The organism is Phenylobacterium sp., assembly GCF_036264965.1.
Lineage (GTDB): Bacteria > Pseudomonadota > Alphaproteobacteria > Caulobacterales > Caulobacteraceae > Phenylobacterium.
The window spans coordinates 21,316-47,879 of record NZ_DATAPY010000168.1; the positions used below are offsets into that span (position 1 = coordinate 21,316).

Annotated in this window: 28 protein-coding genes; 8 read left to right on the forward strand and 20 right to left on the reverse strand. The window is 69.5% G+C overall.

Translation table 11 applies throughout. From position 1 onward, the window contains the following. Positions 1-12: 12 nt before the first annotated feature. Entirely contained in the window at positions 13-717 is a 705-nt protein-coding gene (locus tag VHS75_RS22160; RefSeq protein WP_329640803.1) for a lysophospholipid acyltransferase family protein, read from the reverse strand. Beyond that, positions 714-2,501: an ABC transporter ATP-binding protein gene (locus VHS75_RS22165; protein WP_329640804.1), complete on the reverse strand. Its 1,788-nt coding sequence runs from the start codon at positions 2,499-2,501 to the stop codon at positions 714-716. Before VHS75_RS22165 ends, VHS75_RS22160 begins: the two co-directional genes overlap by 4 nt. 119 nt (positions 2,502-2,620) lie before the next feature. Between VHS75_RS22165 and VHS75_RS22170 the strand changes: the two genes are divergently transcribed. Next, a complete protein-coding gene (locus VHS75_RS22170; protein ID WP_329640805.1) occupies positions 2,621-3,304 on the forward strand; it encodes a fused DSP-PTPase phosphatase/NAD kinase-like protein in 684 nt (227 codons plus the stop codon). A gap of 2 nt (positions 3,305-3,306) precedes the next feature. Here VHS75_RS22170 and VHS75_RS22175 read toward each other — a convergent pair whose 3' ends face one another. The 4 genes from VHS75_RS22175 to VHS75_RS22190 form a co-directional block, all read right to left on the reverse strand. After that, entirely contained in the window at positions 3,307-3,555 is a 249-nt protein-coding gene (locus tag VHS75_RS22175) for a DUF4170 domain-containing protein (protein ID WP_329640806.1), read from the reverse strand. A 94-nt stretch (positions 3,556-3,649) separates the two neighbouring features. After that, positions 3,650-4,981, reverse strand: coding sequence for a TldD/PmbA family protein (locus tag VHS75_RS22180; protein WP_329640830.1), 1,332 nt, complete (start codon positions 4,979-4,981; stop codon positions 3,650-3,652). Positions 4,982-5,027: 46 nt separating this feature from the next. Next, on the reverse strand, positions 5,028-5,429 hold the full coding sequence (locus VHS75_RS22185; protein ID WP_329640807.1) for an MAPEG family protein: 402 nt from the start codon (positions 5,427-5,429) through the stop codon (positions 5,028-5,030). Positions 5,430-5,598: 169 nt separating this feature from the next. Beyond that, on the reverse strand, positions 5,599-7,125 hold the full coding sequence (locus tag VHS75_RS22190; protein WP_329640808.1) for a UbiD family decarboxylase: 1,527 nt from the start codon (positions 7,123-7,125) through the stop codon (positions 5,599-5,601). 60 nt (positions 7,126-7,185) lie between these two features. Here VHS75_RS22190 and VHS75_RS22195 point away from each other — a divergent pair, with 60 nt between their 5' ends. Beyond that, entirely contained in the window at positions 7,186-7,416 is a 231-nt protein-coding gene (locus tag VHS75_RS22195) for a hypothetical protein (protein WP_329640809.1), read from the forward strand. Here the strand turns inward: VHS75_RS22195 and VHS75_RS22200 are convergent. From VHS75_RS22200 to VHS75_RS22215, 4 genes are all read right to left on the reverse strand, one after another. Beyond that, positions 7,413-8,042, reverse strand: a complete 630-nt coding sequence (locus VHS75_RS22200) for a PAS domain-containing protein (protein ID WP_329640810.1) — start codon at positions 8,040-8,042, stop codon at positions 7,413-7,415. The two genes, VHS75_RS22195 and VHS75_RS22200, sit on opposite strands and share 4 nt — an antisense overlap. A gap of 108 nt (positions 8,043-8,150) precedes the next feature. Further along, positions 8,151-8,498, reverse strand: coding sequence for an MmcQ/YjbR family DNA-binding protein (locus VHS75_RS22205; RefSeq protein ID WP_329640811.1), 348 nt, complete (start codon positions 8,496-8,498; stop codon positions 8,151-8,153). Then, entirely contained in the window at positions 8,495-9,082 is a 588-nt protein-coding gene (locus tag VHS75_RS22210) for a YdeI/OmpD-associated family protein (RefSeq protein WP_329640812.1), read from the reverse strand. The genes VHS75_RS22205 and VHS75_RS22210 overlap by 4 nt, the downstream gene beginning before the upstream one ends. After that, positions 9,082-10,848 carry a gamma-glutamyltransferase family protein gene (locus tag VHS75_RS22215; protein ID WP_329640813.1) on the reverse strand — a complete coding sequence of 589 codons (1,767 nt, stop codon included), beginning with the start codon at positions 10,846-10,848 and terminating at the stop codon, positions 9,082-9,084. Before VHS75_RS22215 ends, VHS75_RS22210 begins: the two co-directional genes overlap by 1 nt. Before the next feature lie 229 nt (positions 10,849-11,077). On the opposite strand from VHS75_RS22215, the gene VHS75_RS22220 reads away from it, so the two are divergent. Then, a complete protein-coding gene (locus tag VHS75_RS22220; protein ID WP_329640814.1) occupies positions 11,078-12,577 on the forward strand; it encodes an MFS transporter in 1,500 nt (499 codons plus the stop codon). A gap of 2 nt (positions 12,578-12,579) precedes the next feature. On the opposite strand, the gene VHS75_RS22225 is transcribed toward VHS75_RS22220, so the two are convergent. Continuing rightward, on the reverse strand, positions 12,580-13,380 hold the full coding sequence (locus VHS75_RS22225; RefSeq protein WP_329640815.1) for an SDR family oxidoreductase: 801 nt from the start codon (positions 13,378-13,380) through the stop codon (positions 12,580-12,582). Positions 13,381-13,561: 181 nt separating this feature from the next. On the opposite strand from VHS75_RS22225, the gene VHS75_RS22230 reads away from it, so the two are divergent. Continuing rightward, positions 13,562-14,677, forward strand: coding sequence for an FAD-binding oxidoreductase (locus VHS75_RS22230; RefSeq protein ID WP_329640816.1), 1,116 nt, complete (start codon positions 13,562-13,564; stop codon positions 14,675-14,677). Between the two features lie 60 nt (positions 14,678-14,737). Further along, positions 14,738-15,310, forward strand: coding sequence for a hypothetical protein (locus tag VHS75_RS22235; protein ID WP_329640817.1), 573 nt, complete (start codon positions 14,738-14,740; stop codon positions 15,308-15,310). On the opposite strand, the gene VHS75_RS22240 is transcribed toward VHS75_RS22235, so the two are convergent. Then, entirely contained in the window at positions 15,307-15,957 is a 651-nt protein-coding gene (locus tag VHS75_RS22240; protein WP_329640818.1) for an FABP family protein, read from the reverse strand. The genes VHS75_RS22235 and VHS75_RS22240 overlap by 4 nt on opposite strands. A 177-nt stretch (positions 15,958-16,134) precedes the next feature. Between VHS75_RS22240 and VHS75_RS22245 the strand changes: the two genes are divergently transcribed. Further along, on the forward strand, positions 16,135-17,190 hold the full coding sequence (locus tag VHS75_RS22245) for a Tim44 domain-containing protein (protein ID WP_329640819.1): 1,056 nt from the start codon (positions 16,135-16,137) through the stop codon (positions 17,188-17,190). A gap of 6 nt (positions 17,191-17,196) precedes the next feature. Here the strand turns inward: VHS75_RS22245 and VHS75_RS22250 are convergent, their stop codons facing one another. From VHS75_RS22250 to VHS75_RS22270, 5 genes are all read right to left on the reverse strand, one after another. Continuing rightward, entirely contained in the window at positions 17,197-17,904 is a 708-nt protein-coding gene (locus VHS75_RS22250; protein ID WP_329640820.1) for a sensor histidine kinase, read from the reverse strand. Between the two features lie 123 nt (positions 17,905-18,027). Further along, complete coding sequence (locus VHS75_RS22255; protein WP_329640821.1) at positions 18,028-19,272, reverse strand: Xaa-Pro peptidase family protein; 1,245 nt, start codon at positions 19,270-19,272, stop codon at positions 18,028-18,030. Between the two features lie 12 nt (positions 19,273-19,284). Then, positions 19,285-20,607 (reverse strand): S1C family serine protease, encoded by a 1,323-nt coding sequence (locus VHS75_RS22260; protein WP_329640822.1) that lies wholly within the window; start codon positions 20,605-20,607, stop codon positions 19,285-19,287. Positions 20,608-20,670: 63 nt separating this feature from the next. Beyond that, on the reverse strand, positions 20,671-21,966 hold the full coding sequence (locus tag VHS75_RS22265; protein WP_329640831.1) for a S1C family serine protease: 1,296 nt from the start codon (positions 21,964-21,966) through the stop codon (positions 20,671-20,673). 68 nt (positions 21,967-22,034) lie between these two features. After that, the gene (locus tag VHS75_RS22270) at positions 22,035-22,373 is read right to left on the reverse strand and encodes a VOC family protein (protein ID WP_329640823.1); all 339 of its coding nucleotides are present in this window, start codon (positions 22,371-22,373) and stop codon (positions 22,035-22,037) included. Between the two features lie 132 nt (positions 22,374-22,505). On the opposite strand from VHS75_RS22270, the gene VHS75_RS22275 reads away from it, so the two are divergent. After that, complete coding sequence (locus VHS75_RS22275) at positions 22,506-22,934, forward strand: OsmC family protein (RefSeq protein ID WP_329640824.1); 429 nt, start codon at positions 22,506-22,508, stop codon at positions 22,932-22,934. Here the strand turns inward: VHS75_RS22275 and VHS75_RS22280 are convergent. The 3 genes from VHS75_RS22280 to VHS75_RS22290 form a co-directional block, all read right to left on the reverse strand. Beyond that, positions 22,931-23,770: a DMT family transporter gene (locus tag VHS75_RS22280; protein WP_329640825.1), complete on the reverse strand. Its 840-nt coding sequence runs from the start codon at positions 23,768-23,770 to the stop codon at positions 22,931-22,933. The genes VHS75_RS22275 and VHS75_RS22280 overlap by 4 nt on opposite strands. Further along, positions 23,767-24,444: a methyltransferase gene (locus tag VHS75_RS22285; RefSeq protein ID WP_329640826.1), complete on the reverse strand. Its 678-nt coding sequence runs from the start codon at positions 24,442-24,444 to the stop codon at positions 23,767-23,769. Before VHS75_RS22285 ends, VHS75_RS22280 begins: the two co-directional genes overlap by 4 nt. A gap of 120 nt (positions 24,445-24,564) precedes the next feature. Then, a complete protein-coding gene (locus tag VHS75_RS22290) occupies positions 24,565-24,966 on the reverse strand; it encodes a hypothetical protein (RefSeq protein ID WP_329640827.1) in 402 nt (133 codons plus the stop codon). 252 nt (positions 24,967-25,218) lie between these two features. Between VHS75_RS22290 and VHS75_RS22295 the strand changes: the two genes are divergently transcribed. Then, entirely contained in the window at positions 25,219-26,430 is a 1,212-nt protein-coding gene (locus VHS75_RS22295) for an amidohydrolase family protein (protein WP_329640828.1), read from the forward strand. Positions 26,431-26,564 lie beyond the last annotated feature (134 nt).

A 26,564-nucleotide genomic window follows, 5' to 3' on the forward strand; every position in this document is an offset into this window, starting at 1 on the left:
GGGCCTGCGGGATCAATGCGGCGCGCGTCCCACCAGGGCCTCGGCCTGTCGGGTGACTTCCGAGAGGCGGGCTGACCATTGGGCGAGCAGGGCCTCTGAGCCCGCGTCGTCGATGCCATCCGGGACATGGAGCGGCCCGTCCCAGACCACCGCGCCGCGGCCGAACGGGGCGGCGAACATCACCTTGTCCCAGGTGTCGAACTGCTTGGCGGGGTTCGCCGCAATGCCCATCAGGAAGACCGGCTGCTTCGAACGCTTGGCGATCTGCAGGGCCCCGGGCGCGATGATCTCGTTCGGTCCGCGCGGTCCGTCCGGCGTGATGACCAGCGCGCCGCCCTCGGCCACGTGGGTCACCGCCTCGCGGATCGCCGCCACCGCCTGGCGGGCCTTGGCGGCGTCGCCCTTCTTGGCCGAGGAGACGCGGATGGCGGGGAAGCCGGCCATCTCCAGGGCCGTGGCGATGAACTGGCCGTCGGAGGAGGGCGACACGAAGGCCCGCGTCCGCTTGCGCCACCACTGCGGCGCGGTCGCCAGACAGAGCGGAACCCGGCCATGCCAGAAGAGGGCGATCGCGCCGCTGTCGCCTGCCAGCACCGGCTCGACGCAGTCCAAGTTCTCGTGGCGCCAGCGCACGGTGTTGAGGATCAGGCGGATATAGACGCCCAGCAGCCAGCCCAGCAGGTTCTGGACCGCGTCGCTGCGCAGCAGCTTCTTCAAGCCGCCGGTTCCGGCACGGCGTCCGGCTCCAGGTCCTGGCGGCTGGCCAGGCGCGCATAGAGGCCGCGTTTGCGGACCAGGCCGGCGTGGTCGCCGGTCTCCACGATCTTGCCTTTGTCGAGCACGTAGATGCGGTCTGCGCCGCGCACGGTCGAGAGGCGATGGGCGATCAGGATCGTCGCGCGGCCGGCCATCAGCCGCTTCAGCGCCGCCTGCACCTGGGCCTCGCTCTCGGTGTCCAGCGCGCTGGTGGCCTCGTCGAGCAGCAGGATCGGCGCGTCCTTTAAGAACGCGCGGGCGATCGCGATCCGCTGCCGTTGGCCGCCGGAGAGCCGCGCTCCGGCTTCGCCGACCTGGGTGTCGTAGCCCTTGGGCAGGCCCATGATGAAGTCGTGCGCGGCGGCCTCGCGCGCCGCCTGCTCCACCGCCGCTTCGCTGGCGTCCGGGCGGGCATAGGCGATGTTGGCGCGGATGGTGTCGTCGAACAGGAAGGCTTCCTGGGTGACCAGCGCGATCTGGCTGCGCAAGGATTTCAGCGTCACGTCGCGCACGTCCACGCCATCCAGGGTCACCCGGCCCTCGGTGGGATCATAGAAGCGCGGGATCAGGTTCAGGATGGTGCTCTTGCCGCCGCCGGAGGGGCCGACCAGGGCCACGGTCTCGCCGCGGCAGGCTTCGAGCGTCACACCGTTCAGGATCGGTGGGCCCTCGCCCTCGTAGCGGAAACTGACCTTCTCCAACCGGACGACGCCCTGGCTCAGCGCCAGAGTTCCGGCGCCCGCCCGCTCGCGCACCTCCGGCTCCACGTCGAGCGCGGTGAACAGCCGGCGCGCCGCTGTCATGCCTTCGGCGAACACCGTCTGCAGGTTGGCCACCTGGCGCAGCGATTGCGAGCCCATCGCCAGGGCGGCCATGAAGGCCACGAAGGCGCCGGCGGTCATGTGCCCCTGCTGTGAGCGCCAGCCGGCGTAGTACAGCACCGCGGCGGTGATCAGGGTCATCAACAGTTCGGTGGACGGCGCGGCGAAAGCCCGCGCGTTGGCGCCCTTGATCAGGTGGGACTGGCGGCGATGGACGACCCCGGCCACCCGCTCCTCCTCATAGGCCTCGCGGTTCTCGATCTTGACGATCCGCACCCCGTCCAGGCTCTCCATGATCGCCGTCGACAGCGCCGAGGTCTCGGCCATGGCGCCGCGGGCCGCTTTGCTGCTGCGCCTGGAGAACCGCCGCATGATCGTGCTGGCCAGCGGGGCGACCACGACCACGGCGATGGTCAGCAGACGGTCGTTGGCGATCATCACGGTGATCGCGCCGATCACGATCAACAGGTTCTGGGTGTAGTTTATGAACCCCGAAGTCACCGCCTCGCGGATCAGGCCGGCGTCGTAGAGCACCGAGGCCACGTAGGAGCCGGAATGTTGGCTGCGGATGCGCGCCAGATCGGCGCGAACCATGCGGCCGAACAGCTGCAGCTGGACGTCGCCCACAACGCCGTTGCCCATGCGGTTGACCAGCGAGGCCTGGATCAGCGAGGCGACCATCCGGGCCAGCGCGATGGCGACGATCATCAGCGGCAGGCGCACCAGCTGGCCGGGCTTGTGGTTGATGAACAGGTCGTTGGTCGCCGGCTCGAGGATCTGGGCCAGCTTGGTGGAGAAGAAGGCCACGGCGACCGCCGCCACGAAGGCGGTGATCCAGCCCTTCCAGCGTGGCGCCAGGTAGATCCGCGCCACCCGGCCGATCAGGGCGCGGGCGCTAAGCTCGGGCGGTGAAGGCGCGCTCATACGGCTTGGGGTCGTCCGATGCGGGGTTGGAGTCAAGCGGGCGGCCGGTCGTGGCGGCGCCTGCGTCGTTTGGGCGCCACAGCTTCCGTCGAGGCGGCGGAACCCTTAGATGGGGCGCCATGACGCTTGCGCCAACCGAGCCCGCATTCGACCTCGCCACGCCGGGCGGGCGGTTCAAGACCTATGCGGACTACCTGTGGAACGACCACGCCTACCTCAGGCTTGGCTTCCAGAACGCCCACTGGATCTCCGACGAGCTGGTGCGCACCAACCAGCCCTGGCCGCACCAATTGGCTGCCTGGAAGGACCGCGGGATCAAGACCATCGTCAACCTGCGCGGCGGCTTCGACGCCAGCTTCCACGCCCTGGAGAAGGACGCCTGTCAGCGGCTCGGCCTGGACATGGTCGACTTCACCATCACCTCGCGCGAGGTCCCCAGCCGCGACCGGGTGCTGGGCGCCAAGCGGCTCTACGAGACCATCGCCTACCCGGCCCTGATCCACTGCAAGTCCGGCGCGGACCGGGCGGGGATCATGAGCGTCCTCTACATGCACTTCCGCAAGGGCCTGCCGATCCGCGAGGCGCTCGACCAGTTGCACATCCGCTACCTGCATGTGAAGCAGGGCAAGACCGGCGTGCTGGACTACGTCTTCGAGCGCTACCTGGCCGAGGGCGAACCCGCGGGCCTGTCGTTCCTCGAATGGGTCGAGAGCCCGGTGTACGACCCGGTGGGCATGAAGGCCGACTTCCGCGCCGGCATGCTGGGTTCGGTGCTCACCGAGAAGCTGCTGCGCCGCGAGTAGCCCTAGTGGCTGTGGTCGTGATCCCCGTCCGAGTCCGGATCCAGCAGCTTGTGGGCGTGGATGATGAAGTAGCGCATCAGCGCGTTGTCGACGGTCGACTGGGCCTTGCCGCGCCAGGCGGCCAGCGCCTCGGTGTAGTTGGGATAGGCGCCCACCAGGTCGACCTTGGTCAGGTCGCGGAACTCCGCGGGGCCGTCGAGGGCCTTCAGTTCGCCGCCGATCACCAGGTGGAGGAGCTGTTTGTCGGACATGGGTGTCTCAGAGTCTTCTTTGGGTCGTGAGGTGCGCGGAGGCGCTTGGCGCAGCCGATAGGCCGCCGCCGCCTCCGGATCAATGGCTGGCCGCCTAGAGGCCAGCGATCGCCAGGCCGTCCACCAGGATCGACGGCGCGTTCGAGGCGCCCCTGATCTCCAGGTCGGCGCCGGGAATCAGGCGGGCGTAGATATCGATCAGGTTGCCCGCAACGGTGATCTCGTTGACCGGATAGGCGATCTGGCCGCCCTCGAACCAGAAGCCCGAGCAGCCCACCGACCAGTCGCCGGTGTTGCCGTTCAGCGACGGCCCGAACATCGAGGTGACCAAGAGGCCCGCGCCGGCGTCAGCCATCAGCTCGGCCTGGCTACGCGTCCCCGGAACCAGCGTCAGGTTGGACGGCGCGACGCCGGGCGGCCCCGCCAGGCCGCGCGAGGCGTGGCCGGTGGTGGCGAGGCCGAGCTGCCGCGCGGACGAGGTGTTCAGGAGCCAGGTGGTCAGCACGCCGTCGTCGATCAGGTTGATCTTGTGGTTGGCGACGCCCTCATCGTCGAAGGGCGAGGAGCCGAGGCCGCGCGGGCGGTGCGGGTCGTCCGTCACGGCGATGCCCTTGGCGAACACCGGCTGGCCTAGCTTCTCCTTCAGGAACGAGGTGCCGCGCGCGATCGCAGGGCCGGAGACGGCGCCGATCAGCGGGCCCAGCAGCGAGGCGGCCAGGCGGTTCTCGAAGATCACCGGCGCGGTGGTCGACTTGATCTTGCGCGCGCCCAGGCGGCCCGCGGCGCGGGACCCGGCCTCGGTCCCGATGGCCGCGGCGTCCGGCAGGTCGCCCTGCCAGCGCACCGAGCGGCCGTCATAGCCGGTCTCCATCCCGTCGGTGTCGCCGGCGATGGCCGAAGCGCCCAGCGAGAAGGACGAGGCGCGATGCAGGCCGGAGAAGCCTGCGCTGGTGACAATCCGCCATTGTCCGGCCGACCAGCTGGCCGAGCCGCCATCGGAATTGGTGACCTTGGGCACGGCGCGGGCCGCGGCCTCGGCGGTGCGCGACTTGGCTTCCAGGGCTTCCGGCTCGGGCTCGGCCGGATCGTAGAGGTCGAGGTCGGCCAGGGGCCCGCGGGCCAGGCGGTCCGGGTCGGCGAGGCCGGCGTAGGGGTCTTCCGGGGCCAGCCGCGCCATCGCCACCACGCGGGCCACCAGCTTGGCGCGGGCCTCGGCGCTGACGTCGGAGCCCGAGACGGAGGCCTGGCGCTGACCGATGAAGACCCGCAGGCCCAGGTCGCGGCTTTCCTCCCGCTCGACTTCCTCGAGTTCGCCGTTGCGCACGGTGATCGAAAGGGCCCGGCGATCGGCGCCTACGGCCTCGGCGGCGTCAGCGCCTGCGGCCAGGGCTGCGGCCACTACGTCGTTCAACAGGTTTTCGTCCATGGCGGCCATATGGCCGAGCCGGCGCCTGAGAACAAGCTAGGGCGGCTTAAGGGATGGCGTGGAAGATCAAGGCCACGCCGCCGACGATATAGGCCAGCCAGGTGGCGACGACGCCCGCCGAGCGCAGGATCGAGGATCCGCCGCTGCGCGACAGGCCGATCGCATGGGCCACGCGGCCCACGAACAGGGTCAGGCCGATGGCGTGCACTTCCATGGGCGCCGCGCCGGCCATGGCCAACACCGCGATGGCGATGAGGCCGCCGGGGACATATTCCGTGGCGTTGCCGAAGGCCCGGACTGCCTGGGCCAGCTGTGGGATGTCGGCGTCGCCCAGCACCACCTGATGCTTGCGCCGCTGCCGCACCACCAGCACCGACAGCACCAACAGTAGGATCAGATGCAGCCCGACCCAGAGGGCGGCCGCGTGGGCGGAAGGCGTGACGTCCATGGCGTGTTCCCCTAGAGCCCTTCCCACTCAGGTTGGATCAACCTGAGTGGACAAGAAGGGCTCCAGATATAGACGACGACCCTGTTCTTTCCCGGCTGACTTGGTCCAAGTCGGTCGGGACAGGGTCTAGGCGCGGGAGGTTGCCCGCGCTTCGCGGCTTCCCGCAAGGTCAGCCGATGGGCTTGCCCTCGCCCGGCAGGCCCAGGCGCGACCACATCTGCGTGACCACCGTCACCGTGGCCTCGTCCATGGCCAGCTTGCGGCCCCACTCGCGGTGGGTCTCCGGCGGCCACTTGTCGGTGGCGTCCAGGCCGATCTTCGAGCCCAGCCCGCTCTCCGGAGAGGCGAAGTCCAGGTAGTCGATGGGCGTGTTCTCCACGACCGTGATGTCGCGGGCCGGGTCCATGCGCGTGGAGATCGCCCACATGACGTCCTTCCAGTCGCGGGCGTTGATGTCGTCGTCCACGACGATCACCCACTTGGTGTACATGAACTGCCGCAGGTAGCTCCAGACGCCCATCATCACTCGCTTGGCGTGGCCGGCGTAGGCCTTCTTCATCGAGACGACGGCGATGCGGTAGGAGCAGCCCTCCGGCGGCAGCCAGAAGTCGACGATCTCCGGGAACTGCTGGCGCAGCAGCGGGATGAAGACCTCGTTCAGCGCCTCGCCGAGCACCGAGGGTTCGTCCGGCGGGCGGCCGGTGAAGGTGGTCAGGTAGATCGGGTCCTTGCGCATGGTGATGGCGCTAACCCGGAAGACCGGGAATTTCTCGACTGAGTTGTAGTAGCCGGTGTGGTCGCCGTAGGGCCCCTCGTCCTCGTAGTCGTCCAGCAGGACGTGGCCCTCGATGACGATCTCGGCCTGCGCCGGAACCATCAGGGGCACGGTCTTGGCGGGGACCAGGTCGACCTTGGCGCCGCGCAGCAGGCCGGCGAACTGGTACTCCGAGAGTGTGTCCGGCACCGGGGTCACGGCGGCCAGGATCGTGCCCGGATCGGCGCCGATCACCGCGCAGGCGGGCAGGGGCTCGCGCTTGCCCTCGGCCTTCCAGCGGCGGTGGTGCTGGGCGCCGCCGCGGTGCGCCAGCCAGCGCATGATGGTGCGGTCCTTGCCGGTCACCTGCATGCGGTAGATGCCGAGGTTGTAGTCGTCCTCCCGCGTCTGGGACGGGCCTTTGGTCACCACCAGCGGCCAGGTGATCAGCGGCGCGGGCTCGCCCGGCCAGCAGGTCTGGATGGGGAGCTTGTTCAGGTCGATCTTGTCGCCGGTCCAGACCACCTGCTGCACGGGCGCGGATTTCACCGTGGCCGGGCGCATGGACATCACCGTCTTGGCCAGCGGCAGCATCTCCATGGCGTCCTTGAAGCCGCGCGGCGGCTCCGGCGCGCGCAGGAAGGCCAGTAGCTCGCCGACCTCGCGCAGATCGGCGGCGGTGGTCCGCGCGCGGCCCTCCAGCGTCACGCCCATGGCCACGCGCTTCACGGTGCCGAACAGGTTGATCAGGCAAGGCATGGGCGAGCGTTCGCCGTCGGCGCGGATGACGTTCTCGAACAGGACCGCAGGTCCGCCTTGCGCCAGCAGCCGCCGATGGATCTCGGTCATCTGCAGGACCGTGGAGACCGGCTCGGTGACCCGCACCAGCTCGCCCGCCGCTTCCAGGACTTTCAGGAACTCGCGCAGGGATTTGTAGGCCATGCGACTTCCCTAAGAGGCCTGGGCTCCCCTGTCATCTCTAGCGGCGCTAGGATCGCCGCCATGAAGCGCATCGATCTCGACGACCTGCCGCCGAAACTGGCCGCGCTGCTGACGGGGGCCGAGGCCGGCGAGGAGGTGCTGCTGGTCCGGAACGGCGCGGTGGTCGGCCGGCTGACGGGCGGTGGCGCCGAGCCGGCGCTGTCCACCCAGGCGGATCCCAATCAAACGCCCGATGAGCGCGCCAAGGAGATTTTCGAGCAGTTCCGCGCCAGCATCGAGGACGAGTTCTAGCCGGCGGCGGCGCGGGCCCTGAGGACCTCGTCGGTCACTTCGTCGACGATGTGCATCAGGTAGATCAGCCGCCCGTCCTCGTCGTGCAGCGGCGTGTTCACCGCCCGCCAGTGGCGTTCCACGAACACCCCGTCGGCGTTGCGCACATCGTAACGCAGGATAGGCATGGCGTGCGGACGGCCGGTCTCAGCCACCCTGCGAAGCGAGGCGTAGATCTGCGAGACGCCGACTGCGCCTTCTTCTCCGGGGTTCTCCGGGAACATTATGAACAGCGGCCGGCCGATCACCTCATCGCGGGTCAGGCCGGTGGCGGCTTCGAAGGCCGCGTTCACCTCAACGAAGTTCAATCCGGGCGCAGGGTCGATGATGTAGGCGACATGCTCGGAAGCGCCGAATTCACGGTGGAAGTCGGCGGCGAGGCCTACCTGGGTGGCGGCGAGGCTCTCCTTGGCGCCGATCGGCCAAGGCGGCGCGCCGGCCCCGGCCTCGGCCGCCTCAAGCAGGGCCAGCTCGCGCTCGACCGTGGCCAGCATGGCCTGCACGCGGCGGCGGTCGCCGTCGTCGGCCGCGCCGGCCATCCGGGCCCGGAAGCGGTCGATGTTCTGCTGCAAGATGAAACGCTGCACGCTGGGAGCACTCCGGCGCCGTCGCCGCTGTTCTCTAATAAGTTGCAGAGTTCCTACCAAAGGGTGAGCGCCGCCGCCACGGCGCGACGCCCCCTGCGACGTCAAGCGTCAGGCGCCGTTTGCCGCGTCGTACTCCTTGACCAGCTTCTTGGGCGCGACCTTGCGCCAGCGGCGTTCGAGGAAGGCCTTCAGCGAGCCGGGATGCAGGGTGGCGATCCGCGCCAGCACCGCCGGATAGTCCTTGTAGTGCGCGGTGAAATGGAAGGTGCCGGGCTCGGCTTCCACTAGCATCTCGCGCTCGTCGAAGCTCACCTCCATCAGCATCATGGACTCGTCCTCGCGGCGCAGGCGGGTGAAGAACTTGCCGTTCACCTTGTAGGACGGCCGGCCATAGCTCACGCCCTTCTCCATCATCGGGAAGGCCATGACGATGGCGTCCATTTCCTCGGCGGTCATCTGTTGTGCCGTGTGTCGATCTGGGTTGGGCTCATCAGCTTGAGGCCCTGGGCCGAGGCGTCAACCAGGATCGTGAGCCGGCGGGCGCGGGTTTCCGGCCCCTTGGCGGAGACCACCCGGTGGATCGCCACCTTGCGGTAACCGGGCGGGAAGGCCTGCCAGGCGGTCCAGGCCACAGCGTTGGCCCGGAAGGCGTCGGTCTCGGCAGGCGTGAAGTCTTGCAGAGGCCGTTCGTGGCTGTAGACGCGCGTCCGGCCCTTGCCGACCTCCCAGGCGGTGCGGCCCGCCGGCGCAATGCGCCCCTCCGCCTCCAGCTCGGCGAAGCGCTTCAGGTTCACCTGGCTCCAGATGCCGCCGGCTTTGCGCGGCGTGAAGCGGATGCGGTAGGCCTCATCGTCGATCCGGTGGCGCACCCCGTCGATCCAGCCGAAGCAGAGGGCCTCGTCCACGCTTTGCGGCCAGGTCATCGACGCCTTGCTCGAGCCGACCTTCCAGAACCCGACGGAGAGTTCCATCGCGGTGGCATGGTTCCCCGCCAGCCACTCGCGCCACTCGGCCTGGGTCGTGAAGAATCTTGGCGCCATCAGTACGCCAGGGCGGTCCCGTCCTTGCGCATTTCGGTGGCCGCGGCGTAGCGGCCGGGGTGGCGCTGGATGGCTTGGCAGCCGCCGTAGACACCGGGATTGGGCGCCAGCGGCCAGCCGAGATCGGCGAGCGCCTTCTTGGTGGCCTCCGGCACGCCGGTCTCCAGGTTCAGCTTGCCGATCGGCCCCAGGTTCTCGCCGGTCGGCTCGTTGCCGCCCTCGTGGTGCCAGCGGGGGCTGTCGCCGGCCTCCTGAAGCCCTAAGTCGAAGTCGACGATGTTGGAGACGATCTGCGCCTGGCCCTGCGGCTGCATGTCCCCGCCCATCACGCCGAAGCTCATCAGCGGCTCTCCGCCCTTCGTCGCGAAGCCGGGGATGATGGTCTGGAACGGCCGCTTGCCCGGCGCATAGAGGTTCGGGTGGCCGTCGGTGAGCGCGAACAGCTCGCCGCGGTTCTGGAACATGAAGCCCAGGCCGTCGGGCATCAGGCCCGAGCCCATGCCGCGGTAGTTGGACTGGATCTGGCTGACCATCATCCCGTCCTTGTCGGCGACGGTGAAATAGGTGGTGTCGCCGTGGCTGGGCGCCTGGCCGGCGTAGGCGGGATTGAGGATCCGGTCCGGCCGGATCAGCCTGGCGCGTTCCTTGGCGTAGTCCTTCGACAGCAGCCACTCGGTGGGCTGTTTGTAGAAGTGCGGGTCGGCGTAGAACTTCGCCCGGTCCTCGAACGCCAGCCGCTTGGCCTCTACCTCGTGGTGCAGGGCCATGGCCGACTGGAAGCCCATCCCCTTAATATCGAACTGCTCCATGATGTTGAGCATCTGCAGGGTGACCAGCCCCTGGCTGTTGGGCGGCAGGCCCCAGACGTCGGTCCCGCGGTAGTTGATCGACAGCGGCTCGACCCATTCGGTGTGGTGGGCGGCGAGGTCGGCCTTGGTCATCCAACCGCCGATGCGCTTGAAATAGGCCTCGATCTTCTCGGCGATCTCGCCCTCGTAGAAGGCGCGCCCGCCGCCCTCGGCGATCAGCCGGTAGGTGTGGGCCAGCATCGGATTGCGGAACACCTCGCCCTCGCGCGGCGTCTTGCCGTTCGGCGCCCACAGCGCGTTGAAGTTCGCGACCTCCTCAATGTGGCTCTCAGGCTTGTTGAAGGTCCGCTGCGAGCCGCCGACGTAGAAGGCCACGTTCTGGACGACCGGAGCGCCTTCCTCGGCATGGCGGATGGCCGGCTGGAAGAGGTCCTTCCAGGGCAGCTTCCCGAACTTCTGGTGCAGGGTCCACCACGCGTCGACCGCACCCGGCACGCTGACCGAGACCGCGCCGAACGAATTGATCAGGCCCTTGGCGTTGGCGCGCTTGCGCTGCTCGGCCAGCGTCAGGCCCCCGGGGCTGCGGCCGGAACCGTTGAGGCCCAGGACCTTGCGGGCCTTCGGGTCCCACAGCATGGCGAAGCAGTCGCCGCCGACCCCACAGGAGATCGGCTCGCCGAAGCCCAGCACCGCATTGGCGCAGACCGCCGCGTCCACCGCCGAGCCGCCGGCTTTCAGGATCTCGATGGCCGCCAGCGTCGCCAGCGGATGCGCCGTCGCCGCCGCTCCCTGCAGCCCCCAGGCCGGACTGCGCGACGCCCAGGTCGCCCCGTCGATCCGGTCCCCGCCATGCACGTCCGGCCGGTCCCGCACCGGGTTCTCCTGCCGGCTGGTGGCGAACGCGCGGCCCGCAAGGGCGCTGGCCGGAACGGCGGCCATGAAGGTGCGGCGATTCATACGGCGGAGGCTCCCCGGACTGGCCCGCACCAGTGTTAGCAGAGGCGCGCGCGGTGGCGAGGGGCGAGGTGGGCTCTGCGCCTGTCAGCGGGCCGGTCCGGCGCCTTGCGCAGATCGGAGCAAGCTGCTCACATGCTTTGACCGAACGGTCGGTCGGCCAGTTTAGAGCTGGGTCGTGAGACGCCGCAGAGCGTCGACGACGGGGAGAGTTGAGTTCCGGGAGTCGGCGATGCCTGATGATCTGCCTGTCGAAGGCATTGTGCCGGGCGTCGAAACGTCCCCGCCGGCCAGCACGGCCGCCCAGCCGGCCCGCCTGCCGACGATCACCAAGTTCCTGTTCGGGGTGGGCTCGGTCGCCGACGGATCGCAGATCCGGATCATCGGCGGGATCCTGCTGCTCTACTACAGCCAGGTGCTGCACCTGCCGACCGCGAAGGTCAGCGCGGCGCTGGGGCTCGCCCTGTTCATCGACGCCTTCTTCGACTTGTTCGTGGCGCAGGTCTCCGACAACCTGCGCACCCGGCTCGGGCGGCGGCACATCCTGATGTACGCCTCGGCCCTGCCGGCGGGGCTCAGCTTCATGCTGCTGTGGATGCCGCCCGCCGGCCTCAGCCAGGACCAACTGTTCCTCTGGCTGATGGTCTTCATCCTGGCCTTCAGGTTCAGCCACAGCCTCTACATGGTGCCCTCCGGCGCCCTCTTGCCCGAGCTCGCGCCGGACTATCACGACCGCACGGTGCTGTTTGGCTACCGCTACATGCTGGGCACCATCGGGGGCGCGATCGCCGCGGTGCTGGCCTATGGGGTGTTCCTGAAGAAGACCCCGGCCTTTCCGCTGGGCCAGCTCAACCCCGCGGGCTATCCGCCGATGGCGGTGACGGTCGGCCTGCTGATCGTGGTCACCAGCCTGATCTCCAGCTTCGGCACCCATTCGCGGATCGGCGGGCTCTACCGGCCGCCGGCGCGCAAGGTCCCCTTGATGGACTCGCTGCGCGAGGTGGCCAGCATCCTCAACAACCACAACTTCGCCGTGGCGGTGGGTGCGGGCATGCTGGCGGCGGTGGCGCTCGCCCTGGTCCAGGGCTTGGAGCTCTACTTCAACACCTTCATGTTCCACATGCCGTCCAGCAACATCATGCTGATCGTCGGCACCCAGGTCCTGTCGGCGCCGATCGCCTTCATTCTGGCGCCGGCGGCGGCGCGACGGTGGGGCAAGCGCTACGCCTATATGGGCCTGTTCGCGGCCAGCCTGATCTTCACCCACGGGCCGATTGCGCTGCGCCTGCTGGGCGTCTTCCCGGCCAACGGGTCGCTGCTGCTGCTGCCGTCGCTGATGTTCGCCACTACGGTGGCCGGACTGCTGCAGACCGCGGCCCTGATCATCAACACCTCGATGATCGCCGACATCGTCGAGGAGAACCAGGCCAAGACCGGCCGGCGGTCCGAGGGCCTGGTGCTGTTCTCCGACCGGCTCCTGTTGAAGGTGGCGTCGAGCCTGGCGACCGTGCTGCCGGGCATCCTGTTGGCCTGGATCCACTTCCCGCTGGGCGCCAAGCCCGCGACGCTGAGCCCGGACGTCATGCGCCACCTGGCGCTGATCTACCTGCCGCTGGCGACGGGCTTGAGCGTGCTGGCCATCCTGTCGTGGCTGCTGTTCCGCATCGACCGCGACGCCCACGCCCGCAACCTGCAGGCCATCGCGGCGCGGCGGGCGGCGGCGGTCGACTGACCTCAGATGGCCGTCAGGCCGCCGTCGACCATCAGGGCGGCGCCGGTAATGAACGAGGCCTCATCGGACATCAGGAACGAGACCGCGGTGGCGATCTCGTCGGGGTCCGCGGCGCGGGCCATGGGCGTCGTGAACCGCGAGCGCGGCAGGGGCTCGCCGGCGGGCGTGGCCTGGCCCTGGCGGTCTTCGGCGGCGTGGGCGCCGAGGCCAGTGGTCACCGCGCCCGGGCAGACGCAGGCCGCGCGCACCCCTTGCGGGCCATAGTCCACGGCGATCTGGCGGGTGAGCTGCAAGAGGCCGCCCTTGCTGGCCGCATAGCTGGCCGCCGAGCCGCCGGCGCCGATCACCACCGAGGCGATCGAGCCGGTGGTCACCACCACGCCGGAGCCCGCCGCCAGGAAGTGCGGCAGCACGTGCTTGGCGCAAAGGAAAGCGCCGGTGAGGTTGATGTCCAGGACGCGGCGCCAATCCTCCACCGTGGTCTCGTGGATCCAGCCGCGCCCCGCCGTGCCGGCGTTGGAGAACAGGCCGTCCACGCGCCCGAAGGCCTCGACCGTGCGCGCCACCATGGCCGCGACCTGGGCCTCGTCGGCCACGTCGCAGGCGACGGCGATGGCGCGCCCGCCCGCCGCCGCGATCTCGGCTGCGACCGCCTCGGCCAGGCCCGCGCGGACGTCGGCGACGGTCACGCAGGCGCCTTCGCCCGCGAGCCGGCGAGCCGCCGCCGCCCCGATCCCGCTGCCGCCGCCAGTGACGATGTGGACGAGGCCGTCGTGTCGGCCCGCGGAAAACTTGGCGGCCATGGGCGCGCGCCTCCGGAGTGTGGACGTTGCGCCGCGTGGACCGGCCGGCCGCCACCTTCGCCGACCGAGCGGTCGCTTCCAAGGCGCTTCGCCCGGCTTTCCGGAGTGTGAAATTGTTGGCGTAGCGGCCGATTAGGCTATGGGTCGCCTCTTGCCCGTCCACACGCCAGGAGCCCGTTCAGTGCCCGCTTTCGATTTCCTGATCATCGGCTCCGGCATGGCCGGCGCGGGCGCGGCCTATGAGCTGGCGGATGGCGGCCGGGTGCTGCTGCTGGAACGGGAGGAGGCGCACGGCCACCACACCACAGGTCGCTCGGCGGCGCTGTTCATGGAGAGCTACGGCAACGACGTGATCCGGGGTCTGACGCGGGCCAGCCGGGCCTTCTTCGAGGCGCCGCCGGAAGGTTTCACCGACTATCCGCTGCTGACGCCGCGCGGCTGCCTGCACCTGGCGCGGCCCGACCAGATCGAGGCCCTGGCCGGCGTGCCGGGCGTGGTCGGGCCGCTGGACAAGGCCGCCGTGCTGGCGATGGTCCCGGCGCTCCGCGAGGGCTACGTCGGCGCCGGGCTCTATGAGGCCGACGCCATGGACGCCGACGTGGCAGGGTTGCATCAAGGCTTCCTGAAGGGCGCCAAGACCCGCGGCGCGGAGATCCGCCTGAACGCCGAGGTCACCGGGATTGCGCGCCACGGCGACGGCTTCGTGGTGACCGTCGCCTCGGGCGAAAGCTTCGAGGCCGCCGTGGTGGTCAACGCCGCCGGAGCCTGGGCCGACGTGGTGGGGCGGATGGCCGGCGCCACGCCCATCGGCCTGCGGCCCATGCGCCGCACCGCCGTCATCGTCGACGCGCCGGAGGGCCTGGACATCCGGTCGTGGCCGGCGGTCATCGACGTGGACGAGCAGTTCTATTTCAAGCCCGACGCCGGCCGCATCCTGGCCTCGCCGGCCGACGAGACCCCCGCCGAGCCGCACGACGCCTGGGCCGACGACATGGACGTGGCGATCTGCATCGAGCGGGTGCAGGAGGCGGCCGACATCCCCGTCCGGCGGATCGTGCGGTCGTGGGCCGGCTTGCGCAGCTTCGTCGCCGACCGCTCGCCGGTGATCGGCTACGACGACGCGGCGCCCGGCTTCTTCTGGCTGGCCGGGCAGGGCGGCTACGGCGTCCAGACCGCGCCCGCCGCTGCCCGCGCCGCCGCGGCCTTGGCCCGCCGCCGGGACCTTCCGGCGGACATCGTGGGTGAAGGCGTGACGGCGCAGAGCCTCTCGCCGGGGCGGCTGCGCCAGGCGACCTGAAAAGATCGCGAGACGGTCAGGCCTTGTTCCGGTCGCGGTTGGGCGGCAGGTTCTGGGGCCATGCGCCTCGCCATCCCCCTGCTGATCGCGTCCGCCCTGTCCGGGGCCGCCGTTTCGGGCGTGGCCCTGGCCGCCCCGCCCGCCACGGCGCCCGCTTCGCCGCCGGGGGAGACGGTCTCGCCGCTCACCGTCTACCCGAAGACCGACGCACCGAAGCTGGTCAAATCCTACCCGGCGGCCGGCCAGGCGATCGCGCCGGGCATCCTGGTGCTCAGCGTCACCTTCGACCAGCCGATGCTGAAGACCGGCTTCGACCTGACCTCGGCGCCCGGCGCGGAGCCTCTGGCCTGCCTGAAGACCCCGCGCCTGCTGGATGACAAGAAGACCTTCGTCCTCCTGTGCACCACCAATCCCGGCAAGACCTATCAGCTGGCGCTCAACGGCGCCGCGCAGGGCGGCTTCCGCAACGAGGCCGAGCACCGGGCGGATCCCGGCGGCGTCAGCTTCACCACCACCACTGACGTCAACGGGCCAGGCGACATCCATGCGGCGATGAAGGCCGCGGGCCTGCGCGACATCGACATGCCGATCCAGGACACGCCCGACCGGCGCGGCGAAAAGCCGGGCGTTTAGGCCTGCTGCGCCGCTACGATCAGGGCCAGCGGGTTCGGCGTCGGCTCCGCCACCTTCACCAACGTATTGACGTCGCGGTGCCGGAACGGCTCGGCGCGGCCGCGCACCACCAGCGTCGTGTCGGAGACGTAGGACCAGCTTCCGTCGGGGTTGAAGGTGATCTTCAGGTCGTAGGCGTCGGTGCGGAAGGCGTATTCCAGGAAGGCCGTCGAGGCGATGCCGTGCTCGGTCGAGCCGCGCCTGGCGCTGACGCTCAGGCTTTTGCCGTCGGGCGACGCCGCGCCGCCGGCCAGCAGCACCTGGCCGCGCGGGATGGCCAGGGTCTGCAGGATGAGGCCCGTCGCCGCATCCCAGAGCCAGTAGCCCACCTGGTCGTGGAAGGTGATGTCCTCTTCCGCGGTGTTGATATGCACGTGGTAACGCAGGCCGTAGAACAGCTGCGGGCCGTTGGCCTGCGGGTCAATCGGCTGCATCTCGATGCGCTCGAGGTAGACGCGCCGCTCCGGGCCCTCGGCCTTGGGATTGAGGTCGACGCCCTTCTTGCCTTCCCACGTCCCGGCCAGGCGGGTCAGCGGACCGAGGTTGGCCAGCGTGTTGGGGTCGACGTCTTCCGGCTCGGTGAAGATGTCTTCGGGGAAGGGATTCATGGGGCGCCGCGCTCCGGGTTTGATCTTTGCGAACGTCGTGACGGAGAGGCGCAGGGTCAAGCCCGGACCGACCGCCGCGTGCGGCGAGGCGCGGATCGCGGCTTTGTGATGCGCGCGCGTCATCTGGCGGGGCGCCCGGCGGCGACTTACATGAGAAACGTTAGGGGAGATTTTTTGATGACCCGTCTTCGGACCCGGATTTCCGCCGCGCTCGGCGTGGCGCTGGCGCTCAGCATGCTTGTCGCCGCGCCGGCCGACGCGCGCCGGGGCGGCAGCTTCGGCAGCCGCGGCTCGCGCACCTATTCGGCGCCGGCGCCCACCGCCACCGCGCCCGGCTCTGTGGCGCCGGTGCAGCGGTCGATGACCTCGCCCACGGCCGCGCCGGGCGGAGCCTATGCGCCGCGGCCCGGCATGCCCGGCTACAGCGGCTATCAGCCGGGCTTCGGCTATGGCGGCGGCCCCTTCGGGCGCAGTCCGTTCGGCGGCTTCATGGGCGGCCTGGTGGCGGGCGGCCTGATCGGCGGCCTGATGGGTCACGGCTGGGGTGGCGGTTGGGGCGGCGGCGGCTGGGGCGGCGGCGGCGGCGGCCTGCTGACCATCATGATCCAGCTCCTGATCCTGTTCGTGGTCGTCAGCCTGGTGATGCGCGTCTTCCGCCGGCGCAGCGCCGCCTATTCGCCTTTCGAAGAGCCGGCCTATGGGAGCGGCCCCCAGCCCTTCGCCGGCGCGGGCGCCGGTTTCGGCGGCGGCCCGTTCGGCGGCAGCGGCTTCGGTGGCGGCCCCGCGGCGGCGCCTTACGTGCCCACCACCGGCCCCGGTTGGGAGATCCCGATCACCCCGCAGGACCAGGCGACCTTCGAGAGCCTGCTGACGGAGATCCAGGACGCCTTCGGCCACGAGGACTACGCGCGGCTGCGAGAACACTGCACGCCGGAGATCGTGTCGTACCTGTCCGAAGAGCTGAGCGACAACGCGACCCACGGCCGGAAGAACGAGGTCAGCGGCACGCGCCTGCTGCAGGCTGACGTCGGTGAGGCCTGGCGTGACAATGACGTCGAGTACGCCACCGCGTCCATGCGCTACGAGAGCATTGACCTGATGCGCGACCGGACGACCGGTGCGGTGCTCAGCGGCGATCCCAACACGCCCAGCCAGACCACCGAGCTCTGGACCTTCGCGCGCCAGATCGGCGGACCCTGGAAGCTCTCGGCGATCCAGGACGCCAAGGCTTAAGGCGCCTCAGTCGTGGTCGCTGGGCGGCGCAAAGGACCTTGAGGTCCGCGGGGCTGCTGTCGGCAAGGGGACGGTCAGGGTGAAGCAGGCGCCATCGGCGTTGGTCGCTTCGAGGTGGCCGTTCAACTGACGCACGACGGCCTGGACGATGGCCATGCCCAACCCGCCGGGGCGAGGCCCAGCCAGGGTTTCGCCCAGACCGCGGCCTTCGTCGGCCACGATCAGGCGCAGCCGCTCGCCGCTGCGTCGGCAGGCGATGTGCAGCGGGCCGCGCTCGCCCCAGGGATAGGCGTGCTTGGCGGCGTTCATCGCCAGTTCGTTGACGGCGATGGCCAGTTGCTGGGCCATTTCGCCGGGGACCTCGACGGGTTCGGCGTGGACGTCGCAGACCAGGCCGGTGCTCTCGCCGATCAGCCCGCCCAGTTCGGCGAGAAAGGCCGCTAGATCGACCTCAGGTCCCCGCCGCAGCGACAGGAAGCGGTGCATCTGCCCGACCGCCGAAAGCCGCTCGGCCGTCTCGATCAGCACGGTGCGGGCCTCGGCGTCCCGCACCCGAAGCTGGGCGAAGATCAGGAAGTCCGCGGCGAGTTGCAGGCTGTTGGCCAGACGATGATCCAGTTCGCGCCGCTCGTCGGCGGTCGCAGCCGTCCGCCCGTTGCGCGGCTTGCCGCCCAGGTCGTCGTTCGCTGAATCTGGTCGCGCCGGGTCGGTCACGTCCGCCTCCGATTGAGGTGCCCCCCCAACGGCGACGGCCATCAAAGCCCCAGAAAAGTGTAGCGCTGGTCAACAAGCGTGGTTGATCCGCGGTACAGCAAAGCCAGCTGGGGAAAACGTTCGCTAGATCGGGTCGTCGATCGACTTGGCGAGCGGCGTGAAAAGCTTCGGCCCGGCCTCGGTCATCCGCCAGCAGTCCTCCAGCCGGATGCCGAACTCGCCGGGGATGTAGATGCCTGGCTCGTCGGAGAAGCACATGCCGGCCTCCAGCGGGGTGGCGTCGCCGTGCACCAGGTAGGGCGGCTCGTGGCCGTCGAGGCCGATCCCGTGGCCGGTGCGGTGCGACAGGCCCGGCAGCTTGTAGCCGGGGCCCCAGCCTTCCTTCTCGTAGTAGGCGCGCACGGCGTCATCGATGGTCCCGACCGCCACGCCCAGCCTGGCGGCAGCCAGGGCGATCTCCTGGCCGCGTTTGACGGTGTCCCAGACCTTGCGCTGCTTGGCCGTGGGGGAACCCATGACCCAGGTGCGGGAAATGTCGGACTGGTAGCCGTGCACCGTGCAGCCCACGTCCATCAGGATCACCGAGCCGTCGCGCAGGGTCTGCGGCTGCTTGGAGCCGTGCGGATAGGCGCTGGCCTCGTTGATCAGCACCAGCGAGAATTCCGGTGAGCCCCCAAGCGCCACGGTGGCCGAGTTCATCAGCGCCCCGATCTCGCCCGGGCTCATGCCCGGACGCGCATTGGCATGGACGTGGCGCAGCGCGGCCAGGGTCACGTCGTTGGCGGTCTGCATCAGCGCCAGCTCGGTCGGCGACTTGATCAGCCGGCAGGCGCGCACGAGGGCCGTGCCGGAGACGATGCTGAGCGCTGGCGCGGTGGCGCGCACGCCGTCGACGATGTAGAGCCGCGTGGTGTCCTCGAAGGCAAGCTTGCCGGCGCCGGCGCCGCGGTCGCGCAGCGCGCCGGCCAGCACCGTGAACGGGCTCTCGTGCTCGTTCCAGGGCCGCACCTCGCCGCCGACCGCCAGGGTCTCGCGCACCGAGGGCTCCTCGAAGGCCGGCGTGACGAGCACCACTTCGCCCTTGGCCGGGATCACCGCGGCGGTGGTCCGCTCCGAGCGGCGCCACTGGACGCCGGTGAAGTATTCCAGGCTGGAGCCGGACTCCATGATCATGGCGCCGACGCCCTGCTCGCCCATCAGCCGCTGGAGCTTGCCGATCCGCGCCACCCGCTCCTCGCGGGAGATCGGCCTGGCGTCCCGGGTCATGGAGCTGAGGCCGACGGGCGCGGCGGCCGTCGCCGGGCGCGGAGCGATGGCGGATCCCGCCACAGCGAAGGCTGCGGCGGTCAGGAACGCGCGGCGGCGCATGGGCGGCATCCTCTAGGGTTTGCGGTCGGCCTGCTGAACCGGCGTCTCGGGCGGCGCCGTGAGGTTCAGGGTCTTCAGCGCCTCGTCAATGGGGATGAAGAAGTTGATGCCCACCGGCGCGCCGTTGACGATCTGGCCCGAGGCGGTGAGGCCGATCACCCGGCCGGTCTCGTCCAGCAGCGGCCCGCCGGAAGAGCCATGATTCACCATCACGTCGCTCTGGATGTAACTCAGCCCCTGCTGGTTGCGCAGCGCCGAGACGATTCCCTTGCTCATGGTGTTCTGGAATTCGGCGCCCAGCGGCGAGCCGATGGCGAACACCGTCTCGCCCTGCTGCGCCGTCGTGTGGCGCAGGCCCAGCGCCGCGCGGCCGCCGGGCGCCGTGCGGACCAGGGCCACGTCGCGGCGCGGGTCGCTGCGCAGCACCTCGCCGACGGTTTCGCCGCCGTCCGGCCACTTCAGCCGCACCACATTGGCCGCGCCGACCACGTGGTGGTTGGTGATCAGCAGGCCGTCATCGGAGACCAGGAAGCCGCTGCCGGAGCCGCTGGGCGAGATCACCAGGGCGACCGAGAGCGAGGCCTGGGCAATGCCGGGCTTGGGCTTGGCCGCCACCAGAGTCAGCGCGCCCTGGCTGGCCGGCGAGGGCAGGGTCGAGACGGGCGCGGCGGCCGGACCGGTGACCGCGCGGCGGAAGTCGACGTAGGTGAGCAGCCGGCGGACATTGTCGCGGAAGGCCTCGTCGATCAGCCGCTCCGGGTCGCCGTCCACGCCCTTGGACGGGGAGTTGAAGCCGCCGGTGATGTCGGCCGCCGCGACCACCCTCTGCTCCGCCGTCGAGTAGACCTCCCAGTGGGCGGTGATGACCACGGCGCCTTCCCAGCGGCCGCTGGAGAGGATCAGGCCGCAGCTCTTGCAGAACCGGCCCTGCATGTCGGTGACCTTCACCGCGACCAGCAGCTCGGGCGGCGGGCCCGGGTCGGCGGCGAAGAGGCCGTTGGCGCCGACGGCCTTGCCGCTGGCCTTCTTCAGCTCCTCGTCGAAGATCTGGGCGAAGAGCTGCGGGTTGATCGCCTTCTGGCCGTCCTGCCAGCTGATCAGCCGGTCTTCCGCCAGCGTGTCCTTGTTGCGCAGGAAGGCCCAGGGCTCGGGCTTCAGCTGCACCACCATCTTGGCGAACTTCACCGCTCGCGCATCGTGGGGCAGGGTCGGCGCAGCGATCGCCGGCGGCGCCTGCAGGTTCTTCAGCTTGCCCGCATCCGCCGCCTGCGCCGCGCCGGCCGAAAGGACCAGCGCGAACGCCGCGAAGACTGCCAGCGATGTCCACGGCCGCATGCGTCGTCCCCAACTGCGGCGCAGACTATCAGACGCCGGGAGGGAAGAAAGCGGCGGCGGTCGTCAGCCGGCAGGCGTAAGCGAAAGCGCCTTCAGTGCGTCGTCGATGGGAATGAAGAAGTTGAGGCCGATGGGCGAGCTGTTAGGCGCCAAACCCAAGGCGGTGATGCCGATCACCCGGCCCTTCTCATCCAGAAGCGGGCCGCCTGAATTGCCATGGGTGACCGCCACGTCGCTCTGGATATAGGGCAGGCCGTCGCGCACGCGGGTCGCGGACACGATCCCCTTGGTCATGGTGTTCTGCTGCGCTTCGCCGAGTGGGGAGCCGATGGCGAAAACTGCGTCACCCTGCTGCACTGGACCCGGGTGAAGGTCGAGGGGCGTGCGGCCACGGACATTCGACTTGACCAGAGCGACGTCACGCCGGCTGTCGCTGCGGACCACTTCGCCCAGCGTCTCCAATCCGTCCGCCCGTTTCAGCTTCACATATTTCGAGCCGCCGACCACGTGTTCGTTGGTGATCAGGTAGCCGTCGTCGGAAATCAGAAAGCCGCTCCCCGAGCCATCGGCGGCAAAGACAACGGCTACGGCGTTCGAGGCCTGAGCGGCTGTCAGGTGGGCTGTTCCGCCTCGCAGCAGGATGGGTGTCAGCGACGGTGACGTGGCGGTTGGCGCAGCGCCCGCAGATGTCATGGCCAGCTTGCGGAGTTCGCCGTTGGCCAGGAATTGCCGGACGTTCTCCCGGAACCCTTCGTAGACGGCTGGCAGAAAGCTTGCTCCGAGGCGGCTGTTGTAGTCGCCGCCGCCGCTGGTCGTGACCTTGGCGATCACCTTCCGCTCTAGCGTGGAATAGATCTCCCAGTTCGCGGTCATGATCACGGTGCCGGGAACGCCACCGCGATTGAAAAGGTTGGGGCAATCGATGCAGAATCGCCCTTCGATATCGGTGATCAAGACGCCGACCTTCAAATCCGTTGAACTGCCGCTTTCGGCGAACACACTATCCGGGGCGTCGCCGGCGAATCCGGCCTTCTCCAGTTCCTCGTCGAATACCTTCTTGAACGGCGCGGGCTGCTCCTGCACCCGGCCGGAACTCCAAGTCATGAGCCGATCGGCCGGCGAGTTTTCGTTGTCACCCCTTACCGAACTGGAATTGTAAGCAAGCGCCCACGGCTCGCCGTTACGGGGCTGGATCACGATCCTCACGAACTGCAGTGGCCTAGGATGGGACGCGGCCGGCAGCGGCGCCACGGCCGTTGGAGCCGACGCATTGAGGTGGCGCAGCGTCTTGAAATCTGCTCCGTGCGCCGTGCCTGCGATAAAGGCCGCGCTGATGGCCAGCCATGTCCATCTCACCATGCTCACCCCCCCGTTTTCGTACGCTATGAAAGCCCGGGCCAGGTGAATAGAGTCCTACAACCTGGGCGCTACTCCCCCCAAACCGCCAACTCATTCCCGCTCGGGTCGGTGAAGTGGAACCGTCGCCCGCCGGGGAAGCTGAAGATGGGGCGTACGATGGTCCCACCGGTGGCGACGACCTTGGCTTCCATGGCCTCCAGGTCGGTGGCGTAGAGGATCACCAGGGGCTTCGGCACGGCCTCGGCGGCGTTCGCGTAGAAGCCGCCGTCCAGCCCTTCGCTCATCGCGGCGTATTCCGGGCCGTAGTCGGTGAAGCTCCAGCCGAAGGCCTGGCCATAGAAGGCCTTGGTGGCCGGCAGGTCGCCCGCCGGCATCTCCACATAGTCGATCTTGCCGTCTTCGCGCATGGCGTCGCCGCTCCAGATGTTGCCAATTTGTTCCAAGATAAATCGCGGTTCGGGCGGAGTCGAGTCGGTTTGGGCTGGCGGCCGGCGCATGGGCTCCCCAGCTTGGCGTGCACGCAACCTCAGGAGACGACGATGATCCGCAAGGCGAGCGCAGTTTGGCGCGGCACGGGCCGCGACGGAGCCGGCGATCTGACCACGGCGTCGGGCGTGCTGAACGGCACGGCCTACAGCTACAAGACCCGCTTCGAGGACGAGCCCGGCACCAATCCGGAAGAGCTGCTGGCCGCCGCCCACGCGGGCTGCTTCACCATGGCGCTGGCCTTCGCCTTGCAGCAGGCGGGCGTGACCCCGCTGGAGCTGAAGACCGAGGCCGCGGTGTCGCTCGACCCGGCCGACGGCGGCGGCTTCAAGATCAGCAAGTCGGCGCTGACCCTGAGGGCCAAGATCCCAGGCCTCGACGACGCCAAGTTCCAGGAACTGGCCAAGGGCGCCGAGCAGAACTGCCCGGTCTCCAAGGTCCTGAACGCCGAGATCACCCTGGATGCGCAGCTGGAAAGCTAACCCGCCAGTAGGATCGCGCCCAGCGAGATCAGGCCCGCGCAGACCCCGCGCTGCAGGGTGAAGCGCTCCTTCAGGAACAGCGCCGCCAGGATCGCGGCGAACAGGATCGAGGTCTCGCGCAGGCCCGAGACCTTGGCCATCTGCGCCCCGGTCATGGCCCAGACCACGACGCCATAGGCCACGATGGAGATCGCCCCGCCGCCCACCGCCTTGGCCGTCTCGCGATCGAGCCCAATCGCGGGCCAGCGGCGGCGGATGGCGAAATAGACGAAGGGCATGGGCGCCGCCTGGGCCAGCGACATCCAGGCGAAGTAGGAAATCGGATGGTCTGACGCGCGCACACCGATGCCGTCGCAGACCATGTAGGCAGCGATGAACCCGCCGCTGGCCAGGGCCAGCAGGGTGGCATGCAGGTGCAGCCGCTGGCGGCCCATGCTGAGCCCCACGATGCCGCCGGAGATCAGCGCCAGCCCGGCGACGGCGGCAGGCGAAGGGCGCTCGCCGGCGAACACCGCCGCGCCCAGGGCGACCAGCAAGGGCGCGGCGCCGCGGGCGATCGGGAAGACCTGGCCGAGCTCGCCCTTCTCATAGGCCCAGACCAGGAAGACGCAGTAGCCCACCTGCAGCAGGCCCGAGCCCGCCGCATAGGCCCAGCTCGCCACGGCCGGCGCGGGCAGGAAGCCGATCGCCACCGCGGCCGTCAGGCCCGAGACCAGGCTCATCACGGTGATCGACCACAGCCGATCCGCGCCCGAGCGCAGCAGCACGTTCCAAGTGGCGTGCAGCAGGGCCGAGCCCAGCACCAGGGCGACGACCAGCGGCGCGATGCCGCTCACGCCCCGCCGCTTTCCGGTATCGCCCAGACGCAGGTCCGCTTGATCGCCATGTCCTCCAGTTCCCGCGTCGTCGACACTTGGTACTCCGCCAGCTTGGTGAGGCCGGATCGCGGGAAGTAGCTGCGCCCCGGATCGCCGATCAGCACGGTCGCGCCACCCGCGCGGGCCTCGCCCAGCCAGGCCAGCACCCGTTCGGCCAGGGGTTTCTCGTAACAGATGTCGCCGGCAAGAATGAGATCGGCCCAGGCTGGCGGCGGGGCGTCCAGAAGGTCGTTGGCGGTGAAGGCGCAGGTCACGCCGTTGGCGGCGCTGTTCACCGCCACGGCGGCCTCGCAATAGGCGTCGATGTCGGCGCAGAGCACGTCGCTGGCGCCGGCCTTCATCGCCGCGATCCCGACCATCCCGGAGCCGGCGGCGAAGTCGATCACCCGCTTTCCGGCGACCAGGCCGGGGTTATCGATCAGGTAGCGGGCCAGGGCCTGGCCGCCGGCCCAGGCGAAGGCCCAGAAGGGCGGCGGCAGGCCGATCTCCTCCAGCGCCTCTTCGGTCAATTTCCAGATGGGGGTGATTTCGTCCGCCAGATGCAGCTCGATCTCCGCCACATGGGGCGGCCGCTGCAGGCGGGTGTTGGCGACAATGAAGTCGCGGCGGCCTTGCAGGGTGGCGGGGATCATCCCGCTTCCTCTGCGGGGGCGACCGCGGGGTCAAGGCCGCCTGGTCCTTCGGCGCCGCGGATGCGCCGCCCTTGGGAGCGCGCGATCCGCCGACACTTGGCGCCTCGGGATCAAGTCAGCTTAGCAGGGGATCCAGTCGTACTGGCCGCGGCCCGGATTCCAGGACCAGGATCCGCAAGCCGCGGGCGGCGACGCGGCGGCCGGCGGCGGGGCGTAGTCGTAGCCGTAGTCGGGATAGTACGGGTACGGCGCGTAATAGCCGTCGTAGTACCAGGGCGCCGCGGCCGCCCCGAGCGCCAGACCCAGGCCGAAGCCGCCGAAGGCCGGAAATCCGCCGTGGAAGTGGCCTCCGTGGAAGCCGCCGCCATGGAAACCGCCCCCATGGAAGCCGCCACCGCCGCCGTGGAAACCTCCACCGCCGTGGAAACCGCCACCGTGGGATTGGGCCGCCGCGGCGAACGGAACCGCCAGCAGCGAGGCGCCCGCCAAGGCGCCGAGAATAGGTTTCAGGATCGCTTTCAAAATGACCTCCTAAGTCCAGAGGCCGAGGGTCACTATGGCCAACGGTCGAACTGGCCCGGTTTCAAACGGGTGTTCTAGACATAGGCGCCCGCAGATCGGCCGCCATACCGGGAACGTGATATAATTGAGGTGATTAGGTGGCGATTTCGGGCCATGTCCGGTCTCCCGCCCGAGATCCTCGTGACAAGCCGCCGCACGGGCTCGATAGTCGCCCCGCAGGGTCGCGTCCAGACGGCCCGCGGAGGACGGACCATGGCCTACGCTCCCGCGCACCGGGCGTTCTACGACGCCGACAGCCACATCATGGAGCTGCCGGATTTCCTCAAGAAATACGCCGATCCTAAGTTGCGCGACGACATCCCCGAGGTGAGCTATGCCGCCTCCCTCGTCACCGACGAGGAAGTGGCGGTGATCGTAGGGCAGGGAAGCCGCCACAGCCGCGAGCACATCGCCGCCCAGGTCGCGCTCGGCGACCGGCTGATCGAGAGCTCCAAGGAGATCCAGGCGCTGGGCGCCTTCGACCGCGACGACCGCAGCCGGGCCCTCGACCTCTTGGGCTTTAAGAAGCAGCTGGTGTTCGCCACCCACAGCGTGGCCATGCCGTTCTCGCCGTCGTCGAAGATCACGCCGGAGCTGCGCTATGCCGCGACCCGCGCGCACAACCGCCACATGGCCGATTTCTGCGGCGCCGACCCGCGCCTCCTGGGCGTGGCGATCATCCCGCTGGACGAGCCGGCGCTGGCCATCGCCGAACTGGACGCCGCCATCGCCGCGGGGCTGAAGGCGGTCTGGGTTCCGCACCGCCCGCCCGCCGAGCGTTCGCCGGGCCACCTCGACTTCGACCCGTTCTGGGCCCGCATGGCCGAGGCGGGCCTGCCCTTCCTGCTGCATGTGGGCGGCGCGCCGCTGCAACAGGCCCGCGCCTGGATGAACAACGGCAAGGGCGCCGTGAAGGACTGGATGGGCGGCGGCGAGAACCTGCGTTCGAAGGATATCGCCATCCTGCACCAGGGGCCGGAGACCTTCCTCTCGGTGATGCTGATCGACGGGGTCTTCGAACGCTTCCCGAACCTGCGCGGGGCCAGCGTGGAGCTGGGCGCCGGCTGGGTCCCGTCGCTGCTGACCCGCCTGGATTGGGTCGCCAAGAACTGGATCCGGGCCAACAAGGGCCAGGCGCCGTTCAGCCGCAAGCCGTCAGAGACCCTGCGCGCCCAGATGGCCTTCACGCCCTTCGTCTTCGAGGACGTGGGCGTCCTGATCGACCAGTCGAGCCCGGACCTCTACCTGTTCTCCAGCGACTATCCGCATGTCGAGGGCGGGCGAGATCCGATCAAGAAGTTCGAGGGCTTCCTGGGCGAACGCAGCGAGGCGGTGCGCGAGGCCTTCTACGCGGAGAACTTCCTGCGCATCTTCCCCGGCGAGCGGGTGACCGGACCCGCGAAGGAAATGGCGGCCCAGGCCTAGCCCGGATATCTCACGGAAATAGGTGCATCGGGGCTCTGAATCTGGGAAAATACTTCTGCGACAAAGACTTAACCGTCAACAGAGGTGTTCCCCGATGCAGGCAGAGTGTAGCGCAGAACGGTTCGAGTTTGCAC

Coding starts and splice junctions, on each gene's coding strand:
- VHS75_RS22165 (WP_329640804.1), bottom strand. CDS start 2,501: ATGAGCGCGCCTTCACCGCCCGAGCTTAGCGCCCGCGCCCTGATCGGC.
- VHS75_RS22170 (WP_329640805.1), top strand. CDS start 2,621: ATGACGCTTGCGCCAACCGAGCCCGCATTCGACCTCGCCACGCCGGGC.
- VHS75_RS22175 (WP_329640806.1), bottom strand. CDS start 3,555: ATGTCCGACAAACAGCTCCTCCACCTGGTGATCGGCGGCGAACTGAAG.
- VHS75_RS22180 (WP_329640830.1), bottom strand. CDS start 4,981: ATGGACGAAAACCTGTTGAACGACGTAGTGGCCGCAGCCCTGGCCGCA.
- VHS75_RS22185 (WP_329640807.1), bottom strand. CDS start 5,429: ATGGACGTCACGCCTTCCGCCCACGCGGCCGCCCTCTGGGTCGGGCTG.
- VHS75_RS22190 (WP_329640808.1), bottom strand. CDS start 7,125: ATGGCCTACAAATCCCTGCGCGAGTTCCTGAAAGTCCTGGAAGCGGCG.
- VHS75_RS22195 (WP_329640809.1), top strand. CDS start 7,186: ATGAAGCGCATCGATCTCGACGACCTGCCGCCGAAACTGGCCGCGCTG.
- VHS75_RS22205 (WP_329640811.1), bottom strand. CDS start 8,498: ATGACCGCCGAGGAAATGGACGCCATCGTCATGGCCTTCCCGATGATG.
- VHS75_RS22210 (WP_329640812.1), bottom strand. CDS start 9,082: ATGGCGCCAAGATTCTTCACGACCCAGGCCGAGTGGCGCGAGTGGCTG.
- VHS75_RS22215 (WP_329640813.1), bottom strand. CDS start 10,848: ATGAATCGCCGCACCTTCATGGCCGCCGTTCCGGCCAGCGCCCTTGCG.
- VHS75_RS22220 (WP_329640814.1), top strand. CDS start 11,078: ATGCCTGATGATCTGCCTGTCGAAGGCATTGTGCCGGGCGTCGAAACG.
- VHS75_RS22225 (WP_329640815.1), bottom strand. CDS start 13,380: ATGGCCGCCAAGTTTTCCGCGGGCCGACACGACGGCCTCGTCCACATC.
- VHS75_RS22235 (WP_329640817.1), top strand. CDS start 14,738: ATGCGCCTCGCCATCCCCCTGCTGATCGCGTCCGCCCTGTCCGGGGCC.
- VHS75_RS22240 (WP_329640818.1), bottom strand. CDS start 15,957: ATGAATCCCTTCCCCGAAGACATCTTCACCGAGCCGGAAGACGTCGAC.
- VHS75_RS22245 (WP_329640819.1), top strand. CDS start 16,135: ATGACCCGTCTTCGGACCCGGATTTCCGCCGCGCTCGGCGTGGCGCTG.
- VHS75_RS22255 (WP_329640821.1), bottom strand. CDS start 19,272: ATGCGCCGCCGCGCGTTCCTGACCGCCGCAGCCTTCGCTGTGGCGGGA.
- VHS75_RS22260 (WP_329640822.1), bottom strand. CDS start 20,607: ATGCGGCCGTGGACATCGCTGGCAGTCTTCGCGGCGTTCGCGCTGGTC.
- VHS75_RS22265 (WP_329640831.1), bottom strand. CDS start 21,966: ATGGTGAGATGGACATGGCTGGCCATCAGCGCGGCCTTTATCGCAGGC.
- VHS75_RS22270 (WP_329640823.1), bottom strand. CDS start 22,373: ATGCGCGAAGACGGCAAGATCGACTATGTGGAGATGCCGGCGGGCGAC.
- VHS75_RS22275 (WP_329640824.1), top strand. CDS start 22,506: ATGATCCGCAAGGCGAGCGCAGTTTGGCGCGGCACGGGCCGCGACGGA.
- VHS75_RS22285 (WP_329640826.1), bottom strand. CDS start 24,444: ATGATCCCCGCCACCCTGCAAGGCCGCCGCGACTTCATTGTCGCCAAC.
- VHS75_RS22295 (WP_329640828.1), top strand. CDS start 25,219: ATGGCCTACGCTCCCGCGCACCGGGCGTTCTACGACGCCGACAGCCAC.